Genomic DNA, 10707 nt, shown 5'->3' with positions numbered 1-10707 from the left:
GGTTATGCTCCCCGCTTGATGGTCTGGGTCTCTGGAGCGCGCACAAGCTGAATGCAGACGTCCGCTCCGCCGTCGATCTGGTGGCCGGACACGTCCTGCACCTTCTGCCGCAGCCGCTCCATGTCGACCACGCTCGCGGGCGCCGCGGCATCCGCGGGGCGCAGGATCTCTGGGAGGTCCACGCTCTGAGCGAGCGGTGCGCCATTGGCGTCGGGGTTGCGCAGGCTGATCTTTCGGTCGCTGCTGAGGCCGAAGTGCAGCCCCTGGTGGGGCTCGGCGAGAGTGACGGTGTGCGGAACATCGGCGAACAGCACGAGCAGCACATACCGGCCGAACGTCTTGCGCAGCGTGACGGGCACCTCGTGTGCGCCGTCCGCAGAACTGGTCGTGGCGTGCACTTCCAGGGAGGGCCAGCCCTCGACCAGCCGGGAGTTGATGAGCATTCCAGCCGCGGGAGGTGCCTCATCGGAGTGGTTGATCAGGTCGTCCAGGGAGGCGTCCGCGCGGGTGTCGAAGCCGTGGTGCACCCCCAGGCTGCGCGCACCGGCCAGCAGCGCGTCGAGCCACTCGCCGTCGATGTGGAAGAAGCGCAGTGACTCATCGGGCAGCATGCTCGGGTGCGGTACGAGGTAGTGGAAGGGGACCGGCTCCAGCGACCGCAGCCGGGTCAGCCATGCGGCTACGTTGGTGAGCTGCGGAGCGTGATCGGAAACCGACTGTGCCAAGGCGGCGTTGTCCTCGGCCGCGGTGATCGGCGGCTGCATGACCGGAAGCCGCACCGGCGCGAGGCGCGGCGCATCCTGGCCGTCCAGCGACCGGGCCATCTGAACGGCCAGGCCATCGGCCAGGAGCTGGCGGAAACGCTCCAAGACGGGCACCACCGGTTCAACCGGCGCCCCAGGGCTGTCTTCCTGCGGTGCCGGCGCCGCGTACAGGGCGTGGCGTTCACCCATCTTCTGCCGCAGTCGCGCGCTGTCGTGGTGCACGGCGCGCCGGGCGTGGGTGAGGGCGTCGGCGAACGCCGCATCGCCCAGCGCGAGGTTACGCCCAAGAGTCCAGGCGCTGGCGTAAGTGATGTCGAAGACGCCGGAGTCCTGCTCATAGGCAAGGAGACTGTGGGCGCTCAGGGCGCGGCCGGTGCGCTGGCCGACCGGAACCTCTGCGGGCGGGACTAGGTGCGGCGCTGCGGGTCCGCGGTACCAGCCAAAGGTTTCTTCCCCCGACGGCGTGTGCCACAGCAGGGGCGCGTAGCCTTCACCGAGCCGCTTGGCCGCCTTCTTCTCCGCGTCGCTTCCCTCAGCGGGAGGCATCCGGTTGCTCTTGAGGAGGAGGTCGTCGGCGCCGTCTGCGGCAACCAGGTGCCTCATGAGGGTGCTGAAGTTGTGGGTGGGGTCGGGGTGGTGGGTGAAGGACCAGGAGTGCAGTGACACCATGCGCACCGCGTTTTCGCCCACCGGGGCGAGCGGTACGCCCTCCAGGGAGACCAGGTGGGCCGTCCAGGTGCCTTCGCGGTCCGGCAGCCGTCCTGCGACCAGCACCGCGGACGCCTCTTCCTGCGTCGGGGTGGCGTTTTCCACATGGCTGGGCTGCTGGCGCACGTGCGCCAGCAGCCTGAGGTCCTCGGACGTGGGCGCGATGCTGCGCCACACGGCGGCGGGGACGGTCAGCGTCCGGCATACCGACTCACGTAGTTTTTTGGCGACGTCGTCGATGGCCACCGCGGGTACGGTCACACCGTCCGTGCGGGTCAGGGCTGCTTCCACCGTCATCTGTTCGGTGATGCCCTGCGCGTGGACGTCGCCGGGGAGCTCGTTCTCGCCGAACAGCAAGAGCGCCAGCCACGGCGTCTTCTCGTCGTCGTTTGCCGTGCGTCTGCGCGCCCAAGGCAGGGTGCGGTGCTGCAGGGCGATGTGCGGCATGACCGTGTCGAAGGGGCCCTTCGCGTCGTGCGGCGGGAAGCAGGCGTGCACGGCCCCCTGGTCCAGGGTGAACTGGGGTGCAGTGATGACGAACTCGTGGGAGGCGTCGCCCAGGTAGGCCTCTGCCCCTTCTACGGCGGGCAGGGTCTGGGACAGTGTGGTGCGGAAGCGACCGGCCTTGATCTTCGGTACACGGTTGTCGCTGAAGATGACCGTGGTGTCCAGCGGGCTCATGCTGCTGTCTCCAAAACCTTCTGGGGCCGGGCGGTGAACAGCTCCGGTGCCTGCTCGGCCATCCGGCTCATGGATTCGTTGGCGTCCAGCGTGAACCCGAGACCGGTCAACGACTCGTGCAGGGCGGTGCGTTCGGGTGCTCTGGCGGTCAGGGTGCTGGTGAGGGTGGCGATCGAGCCTGGGTCATCGGCGTGCGGGTAGCGCACGTGCCCGGGTGTCCCGTAGGGATTCTTGCCGTCCGGGACGATGGGGTTTGCCGCGAGGTTTGCGGCGGTGATGGTGCGCACGGTGCCGGTCGGGGAGGGCTTGATCGGCTCGATCGTCGCGCCGGTGACGTACTCGGAAACCGTTTGCTCGGCTGGGTCGGCCAGAACCCCCGTCTTGCCCGGATCGCCCCACAGGGCGTTCGGGACCGGCGCGTACTGGGGCGTGCAGTGGTAGTGGTCGGAAGGAACAGGAGTCCACCGGGTTCCGTCGTGCTGTTCGATGCCGAAGGCGAGGTGCGAGTCGAGGCCGGTGCGTCCCATGGGACGGATGTCCAGCTTACGGTTGCCCCTCGAGGTCTCCTGGTGCTGGAGGAGGGTCGCGGCAGTTGCCGGCAGCGGGGTGGCTGCCTGGAGGGTGAAGCCCTCCGAGGAAAACGACCAGGGGGTCTCGGGCGCGTCATCGGCAAGTGGCCTGGCGCCCGCGGGAGCGGCCAGGGTGAGCGGCGTCTTGGGCAGAAGCTGCTGACGGAAGGCGTCCCATCCGACCGTCGTCTCTCCACTCTCCTTGTCGGGGCCGAAGCTGATGGTGATGCCGACGCCGAGCATGTGCACGGTGACGTAGCCGCCGACAGGAGGGCCCCACAGGTTCAGGCTCGCTCCGATTTCGCCGCTGATGGTGAACAGCCCACAGTCCAGGGAGGCGCCCAGCGTGATCCCGATGTCGAGATCGAAGTGGAGGGGAGCCCACTGCACGATGGCGTCGTAGTGGGCGTTCAGCCAGGCCTGCACAGCGCCGCCGTCGTAGCGGATGTCCAGGGCACCGCCGGTCATCAGGCAGTCGGGTGTGACCGCGAGGTAGCTCGCGGACTTGACGGTGACGCCGTGGCCCGGCTCCCAGTCCACTCCCAAACGGTCCACTGCCGGGTAGTGGGCAGGCTTCGTGTACTGGGGGTGGTAGCCGCCCAGGGTCAGGACGAAGTCACCCTCGTGGCCGGAGCCGGCAAACCAGGAGCGCACGGCGAAGCCGCCGCGCAGGTGGGCGTTCTCATCGAGGAGGAAAGAACGCGAGGTGAGCTGCCCGTCGAAGGCGAGCATGTTGGTCGCTGTGGAGTAGGAGGCTGCAACCTCCAGCTCCAGATTCGCGTACGGCTTCCCCTCGCGGGGCAGTTGTGCTGCTGCGATTCCGGAGAGACTGACCGTGACATCGTTTCCGAACTCAACGACCGCTACCGTCCGCGCGTGCAGAAGCTCGAACGAGGAGAACGCCAAGCCTGCCGCCAGCCAGATGGTTCCTGCCTGCGCACTGACCCACGGGTTGTCGCCGCTGAGGAGCGTGTCGAGAACCTCCATCGGCTCGTGCGGGATACTGGCGTCCTCGGTGTCGGTGACGGGCAGCATTTTCAACAGCGGGAACGTGGCCACCTCTGCGATCGCCGGGACGCGGAGGTGGGAGTTGTATCCGAATCCGGCGACGATCCCCTTCAGGCGGAAGGGCGGGGGACCGGGCAGCTTGCCGTTGAGGGCAGCCACCAGGAACAACGACGCGGCGTCGTCTTTCTTCTTCTGGTAGGCGCCTACCGCCTGCAAGCCCACGGCCGGCGTGGACACCACGGCCGACCCGGCAATGTAGAGGCTGTAGGGAGCCGCGGTCTTGTTGAGGAAAGCCCCCCCGATCTCGACAGCCGGGTTCTTGTAGTCCAGCCCCAGACCGCTCAGTGCCCCCTGGGTATCAAAGGTGCCGCGTTCCAGCTTGGAGAGATCGACGCCGAGTCCGAGGCCGTCCGCGCTGATGGTCAGCCCGCCGGCTCCGATCGCGGCGTCGAACAGCAGCCACAGGCGGCCGTTCTGATAGGCCGCACCCACGCGCCTGAGCTGGACCGGCCCCAGAGCCTTGTCCACCTTCAGCCACGCACCGGCCTGCACCGGCGCCACAGCGAACCCCGCCGCCTCGGCGGCAGTGACGGTACGGTCCTCGACCGTTTCTGCCACCGTTGTGGCCGGTTTAGGCGTGGGCTCCGGACCGGGGCCGGGCTTTCTCTTCGGCTTGCCGCCCATGTTCAGCTTGAGCGTCTCCGGCTCCTGGGCCGGAAGGGCGACATCCACAGTCAGCGTGGCGCCCTTGTCCACAGTCTCGGGAAGAAGAGCCGCAGGGCGCCCGGCAACGTATGTTCCGCTCAGGGCAGAGTTGACCTGGTCGATCTGCTTCTTCGTCAGCTCTGCGGAGGAAGCAAGCACGCGCAGATCCGATACCTTGACGTCGGCCTGCTCCGGAACCAGCTCCCCCACCAGCGGGAGGCTCTTCACACCCTCCTCGAACTTGAAGGCGATCATCGCCACGAAGACACGTTCTTCGGGTGGCGCCCCTGCATCGACTGGCGACGACATCTGCTCCCCTTCGCATTGATATATCCCATTTGCCGGAAGTATCCCCCCTGTTGGGGCATGGCGCATTGCGGGAGAATGCTCGGCGTGTTGCAGCAGCGGGTCGAGGCGGTTGCAAGTTCCGGGCGTGTGGCTGGTCGGGTAGCGACTGAGGCGACCCCGGCGGTGCGGACACACTGAAAATGGATCTTGTAGATCCAAGGGAAGGTGTCCTGGTGGAACGCAGGTCTCCGTATTCGGAGGAGTTCAGGAATGCCGTAGGTCTCGAGCTCGGGCTACTACCGGTGGCTCGCCGGCGCGAAGGCCCGTGCCGTGCGACTGGCCGAGGACGCGCTGTTGCCGAGATTCGCGAGACACAAGGGCGCCTACGGGGTCCGTCGGGTCCATGCCGAGCTGCGGGGCTTCGGGCACACTGTCAACCGCAAGCGCGTCGAGCGCCTGATGCGGCGGCACAGGATCGAGGACCGCCACCTGCGGCGCCGCAAGCGTACGATCGTCCCGGACCGGCCAGTACCACTGGCCCCGGACCTCGCCCAACGCGACTTCACCGCCGGGCAGCTGGACGAGAAGTGGTGCGGCGGCATCACATATGTGCAGGTCGGCGGGACGTGGCTGTATCTCGCCTGCGTCCTGGACATCTATTCACGCCGGGTACTCGGCTATTCGATGGCCACACACATGCGTGCCGAACTGGTCATCGACGCCCTGGCCATGGCCGTCGCCACCCGCGGCGGCCGCGTGGACGGGGTGTTGCAACGGCCGGTCGAATCCAGGTTGAATCCGCCCCTCCTGGTGCACGAGTGGCGTCGCGACCCCGAGCTACGAAGGGGCCCTGCTCTTATGCATCCACCCGGCCTCCACTCACCCGGATGCCCCGCTCACCGCGCACACTCCCCGATACAAGCGGTAGCACTATTCATGCGACGGTCACCTCCTACAGCAAGGGTGGGAAGCTTGAGCGAGTGGCGAAATGGAAGACGCAGCGGACTTAAACTCCGCCGCCCCCGTCGGGGCATGTGGGTTCGACTCCCACCTCGCTTACCTCAACCGCTCACTGCCGGCCCCTTCATGAGCGGAGCTGTACAAGCGGTCTCAAGGCATCAGATCCCGCAGAGGACCGGAGAAGAGCATGCTGTCCTGTCTGAAGTTATGGAACTCTCCGGAGTGGTGTTGGCGTCCGATTCGCATACGTTCAGCCTTTCTCGGTCAGGCAGCTGACAATGGGGTGCGGCCGGTACTGGTTCTTTTCGCAGCCGGCGCGGACAGTCTCGATGGGGTGACGGACGTCCGCGAGCGCGACGTTGGCCGTCGCGGTGCGCTGCAGCAGCGACCCAAGACACCCTTCCCCGAGTTCAGCTCCGGCCCATGGCTGGGGAGCTGGAGGATGGCGAGTCAGTCGTGAGCATCAGCGTATTCGCGCAGTCCAGCGGTCTGATGGACGTTAAGACTGCCTCAGATGAGGACAATGGGGCGGCCGGCTTGGAGGCACGCCCGAACCGCCAGGCCCCGGCATTTGCGCCAGCTGAGGCTCTTGGACTGTCCCGCGCGGCCGCCGCAGACTCCGCGGCGGAAGATCAGTCTTGGTCGGCGTCCCGGCCTGTGACCTTCCTGCCAGGCCAGAAGCCACCGCTGCACCGGCCGCACACTCATCCAAAGCTCCTTGGCGATTACCGTCCTCGAAACACTCAACTGTCTCCGGCCTCAGCTGTCCCCTGACAGCCAACCCGCCAACCTGCGCATACCACATGAACCAGACATATCGCAGTGATCATCCACCGTCACAACCCGCGATACCGCACCGGAAGCCCGGGTCCCGCACGCGTCTGTGTTCTACGTCGCGCGAACCACCGGCCCGGAGGGCCGGCGCTCGCCCGCCCTTGCTCTCGAGTGTCCGCTGCGCTCCCGCAGCCCTTATCGAGGAGTTCTGCAATGTCCACCAAGCCTCCCCTGCCCCCGCTCGCATCCCCGCCCTACCGGCGCAGTGGAGTGAGCGGATTGTGTCTGTCTCCGCTTGGCCTGGGTCTGGCCCCCCGATTCCCGGCACGCCTGTCCAGCACGCTGGTGGGGCATGCCCTCGATCTGGGCGTTACCCACTTCGACCTCTCGTGCCCGTCTGCTGGCCGCCACCAGGCGGAGGAGGAGATCGGCACGGCGCTGGCGCCTTGGCGCACCTGGCGCGAGGAAATGACGCTTACCGTTCGCGTCGGCCTGGGGACGGGGCCTCATCCGTCCGCAGGATATGGCTCCCGCCGCCACATATTGGGTAGCCTCGATGCCTTCCTCAGCCGGACTGGCCAGGACTACGTCGACGTCCTCTACCTCCACCGCCACGACCCGAACACCCCTCTGGAGGAGTCCGCCAGGGCTATGGCCTCCGCCGTCAACCAAGGCAAAGCGCTCTATGTCGGGCTGTCTTCGTTCCCGGCGGCACACGTGCGCCAGGTCGCCTCGTTGCTGTCGGCGTTGGGGACGCCAGCCGTCGCCTACCAGGGGACCTACTCCCTGTTGGACCGGTGGGCCGAGGTCCAAGTGCTGGACCTACTGGATGAGCTGGGTATCGGGTTCATTGCCTGTGCACCCATGGCCCATGGCACCCTGACCCGTTCACGCCGCCCTCCCCAACCACGTGCCACAGATGCAGTTGATGCCCTGGTAACTCTCACTCAGATCGCCGCGTCCCGGCAGCAACCTCTTGAGCACCTGGCGCTCGCGTGGTGCCTGCGCAATCCCGCTGTCACCTCCGCCCTGCTGCGGACATCTTCCCTGGAACATCTCACCGCGAACCACCACGCTGCCCAATACACTGCCTTCTACCCCGCCGAACTCGCCGCACTGGATCGCTGCTGCCCACCTGACCGCGAGGATCCGTCAGGGCATCGCCCACAGGCGGGACTTGCCTCCGGGCCCGGCATGACTTCTGTCCCCTGTCGACTATGACCCGTGGGTTCACCGGGCCGGGAGACGTACGGCCGTGTGCTGCTGATGGCCGACCCGCCCGCCTCGATCGGCGCCCTGCCGCTGGCGGTGGCCCGCAACGCCGGATGCGAGATCGCCTATTGGCCCGGCTTAACCATGCGCGGCGGATCGCGGGGCTCCATCCGAGGGAGGCCAAGACCGACGCGAGAGCTGCGGACACCACCCGCACCACGCCCCACACGCTCCGCTCCACCGAGCTGGACGACGAGACCGCCGCCGAATTCCACATGACCGTCGGCTTCCACCACGAGCTCACGGCCGAGGTCATCTGGGTCGCCACCCGGCTCCGTGGCCTGCTCTCCCATATTCCCCCACACGTCGGACGTGCCCTGAGACCGTACATCCAAACGCCCAAGGCGATCCGCAAAGCCAGTAGTCGGCGGCGCCTGGTCACGCTGCTGCGGCCGAAGAACCCCAGGATGGTGCTGGTACCTATGCGGCTGACTATCGGGTGATCCCGGCTCTATGGGATACGGCGCATGGAGCACGTACCCGTGTACCGGGTGGGAGCACCTGCACGTGAACGCCGACACCATGTCGCCATCGATGAACTCTGCGCCACAGCCGCCCCCGTCGCGCTGCCCCAGTTCCGACGACACGCATGCGCAGTAACCGGATGGCAAGCCGACCAGGGTCCCGGCGCACCCGCATTCTTTGTCGGCCGCTGCCAGACGACCTTCCCCACCGGGTACCGGCGCTAGAAGAGTCCACCGACGACCAGCGGCGACACTACCGTCACGAGAAACCGGGAGGTAACGCATGTCCAGCGCATTGGCTCAGCAGGTTATTTCTGACATAAATGCTGCTGTCGAGCAGCACCGTGACGCGGTATTACAACCTGCGCAACTCGGGATCTATGTCGAGGGAACAGCTCCCGAGCAGCAGTTCCTCAAAGAAGATTTGGTGATCCATGAACCGACGCTTGACAAAGGTTCCGAACATTTCACCGTGCGCGGAAAGGCGGACCTGCAAGGACTAGGGAGTGAGATTCCGCTCCGTGTGTCACTTATAATTTCCGAGGATGGCGCCCTGGAACGGGTCGAGCTTGAGCCAGAGCGGATTACGGGCATGTCTAACCATCCTTTACTCAACCCAATTGCCTCCCAATTCGGCATCAAGGCAGAAACACTATTGGTAACAAGCTTTTACCTGAACTGTCACATAAAAGGCGAAAAGCCTGTCAACTATTCACGTCTGCACATCCCATTTACGTGCCCAGTTGACAGGAAGCCACTCAAATTAATCGCCAGTGTCGGCTCATCTTCGTCACAAGGCGACCCCAGCGCAATCCTGATGTCCGCCTCCGTGCATGCAGAGTTCGAGCCAGACGGCGGATTGCCAGCGAAGGTACTCGCCCAGTGGGCTGGTGTTTCCGATGACACCGTCCCCGCTATTCTGAGTGATATGACCTCCACAGGATTTACTGTTTCGTGGGGGAAGGAACTTTCGAGTCTCAATGTGTCACTAGAAGGAGAAAGCACTCTCCTCGGAGTTGCCTGTCACATTGAACTCTCATTCAGCGCCAGCGCCAGCCCCGCCGGCCTATTTGATTCTTGGAGCGCCGGAGGAACGGCTCGCACGCGACTAACCAAGGGAAGCCAGGAAGAGCAAGAATTTGTTTTCTATCTGAAGTTTGCCCACGAGTTCGGGCGAAAAACAATTTCCTTGTCGGCCGCTATAGAGGAGGGTGCTCGACTGAATAATCTGAGCGAACTGCATGAACTTCCGTTCGTTCCCGGCCCCGATCAGCTCAACCTGACGGGTGTCCCTCAAGACCTGACCTCTGGGCACGTTTCTGTTGGATCGCTATCCGTTGTCTATGACCTCAACAAAAAGACATGCACGGCGTTAGGCGCCAAAATTTCCATCGAGGGACCCTGGGAAATCATTCCGGACGTATTCTCTCTGACAAATATCGGCCTCTGGCTCATTTGCAGCCCTCAAACCTCCGTCTTTCACGCCGGCATGGAATCATCCTGCACCATCGGTAGTGGCCTGTCCCTGTCTGCGTCCGCCAGCTTCCCCGATCGTACCGTCACCCTCTCTGCTGACCCCATAGAACTGACGGACTTTGACGCACAGAGCAACAAGCAGACCCAGCTACCACATCTGGACCACATTTCGTCAGACAGACAAAAGCTAACCCTCCGTCATCTCGGCGCCACCTGCGTCATCGGGAATGATTGGTCATACTCCCTCGACCTAGCATTGGCGACTTCCCTGAGTCTGCCAAACCCGTTCAACCAAAAGCAACCGCTGATGACATTGACTGATGCAGACATTCAAATCACCGGAGCAAAAGGCATACCCACGGAGTTCGTACTGCACGCCCATGGAAGCCTTGCTGGCGTCTCCTGCAGTACGACCCTCACCCACCGAGACGAGGAATGGGCCGTCGAGGCAGAGCTACACGAAGTCACCGGACGAGAATTTGCCGATTGGATCAACCGGGAGTTCGAGTATTCCCTGCCGGCGATCGCGGCCTTGCGACTCGACACCATTTATGCTTCTTATAACACCGGAACAAAGGGGCTGTCATTCCGCTGCTCCGGAAACGATGAAATTTTCGGCGCTAGTGCCCAGTTCTCCCTAGAAGTCTCAAAAGACACCGACCATGCTGCTGCGCGCGGACACCTTACGCTCTTCCTCCCGGGACCTGAAACGAATACGATGACTTTCGATATCGACGTGACCAGAGAAAATTCTTCCACCACATTCATAGGGCGCTGGCAAGACGAAAAGGGGATTGCTCTCAGCAGCCTTATCCCGGATACAATCGCACAGGGCATACAAGCCCTGGACAAGACCCGCGTGAAGCAGGTAGATCTCCTCTACGACCCCAGCAGTGCGCAGCATCTCCTGCATGTCACAGGAGACGGCGTATCCGCACTAATTGCGGACCTCCCCACCGCGCCAGTCCATGCGTAACGACAGACTCGGACGCCGCACGCCATCGCCTACCTGAGTAGCAAGTCTCAATTAACAGGAGC

5 protein-coding genes, 1 tRNA gene and 1 pseudogene are annotated in these 10707 nt (G+C 64.5%); 5 read left to right on the top strand and 2 right to left on the bottom strand.

Features of this window, described 5'->3' with window-relative positions; translation table 11 throughout:
* Positions 1 to 2 precede the first annotated feature (2 nt).
* Positions 3 to 2153 carry a hypothetical protein gene (locus AB8O64_RS35620; RefSeq protein WP_370424117.1) on the bottom strand — a complete coding sequence of 717 codons (2151 nt, stop codon included), beginning with the start codon at positions 2151 to 2153 and terminating at the stop codon, positions 3 to 5.
* Positions 2150 to 4690, bottom strand: a complete 2541-nt coding sequence (locus AB8O64_RS35615) for a DUF6603 domain-containing protein (protein WP_370424374.1) — start codon at positions 4688 to 4690, stop codon at positions 2150 to 2152. Before AB8O64_RS35615 ends, AB8O64_RS35620 begins: the two co-directional genes overlap by 4 nt.
* 363 nt (positions 4691 to 5053) lie before the next feature.
* On the opposite strand from AB8O64_RS35615, the pseudogene AB8O64_RS35610 reads away from it, so the two are divergent.
* The 5 genes and pseudogenes from AB8O64_RS35610 to AB8O64_RS35590 all read left to right on the top strand — a co-directional run.
* Positions 5054 to 5467 (top strand): annotated as a pseudogene (locus AB8O64_RS35610) (IS3 family transposase); the annotation flags it as partial.
* 230 nt (positions 5468 to 5697) lie between these two features.
* Positions 5698 to 5782, top strand: a tRNA-Leu gene (locus tag AB8O64_RS35605).
* Positions 5783 to 6670: 888 nt separating this feature from the next.
* Entirely contained in the window at positions 6671 to 7678 is a 1008-nt protein-coding gene (locus AB8O64_RS35600; protein ID WP_370424116.1) for an aldo/keto reductase, read from the top strand.
* Positions 7679 to 7797: 119 nt separating this feature from the next.
* On the top strand, positions 7798 to 8172 hold the full coding sequence (locus AB8O64_RS35595; RefSeq protein WP_370424115.1) for a transposase: 375 nt from the start codon (positions 7798 to 7800) through the stop codon (positions 8170 to 8172).
* Between the two features lie 304 nt (positions 8173 to 8476).
* On the top strand, positions 8477 to 10645 hold the full coding sequence (locus AB8O64_RS35590; protein WP_370424114.1) for a hypothetical protein: 2169 nt from the start codon (positions 8477 to 8479) through the stop codon (positions 10643 to 10645).
* Positions 10646 to 10707 lie beyond the last annotated feature (62 nt).

It is taken from the genome of Streptomyces sp. QH1-20 (genome assembly GCF_041283565.1).
GTDB classification, from domain to species: Bacteria; Actinomycetota; Actinomycetes; order Streptomycetales; family Streptomycetaceae; genus Streptomyces; species Streptomyces syringius.
This window is presented reverse-complemented; position numbering and strand designations above follow the sequence as displayed.

Bases quoted from the DNA above. Each gene is read 5' to 3' on its own strand.
- AB8O64_RS35620 (WP_370424117.1), bottom strand. From the start codon at position 2,153: ATGAGCCCGCTGGACACCACGGTCATCTTCAGCGACAACCGTGTACCG.
- AB8O64_RS35615 (WP_370424374.1), bottom strand. From the start codon at position 4,690: ATGATCGCCTTCAAGTTCGAGGAGGGTGTGAAGAGCCTCCCGCTGGTG.
- AB8O64_RS35600 (WP_370424116.1), top strand. From the start codon at position 6,671: ATGTCCACCAAGCCTCCCCTGCCCCCGCTCGCATCCCCGCCCTACCGG.
- AB8O64_RS35590 (WP_370424114.1), top strand. From the start codon at position 8,477: ATGTCCAGCGCATTGGCTCAGCAGGTTATTTCTGACATAAATGCTGCT.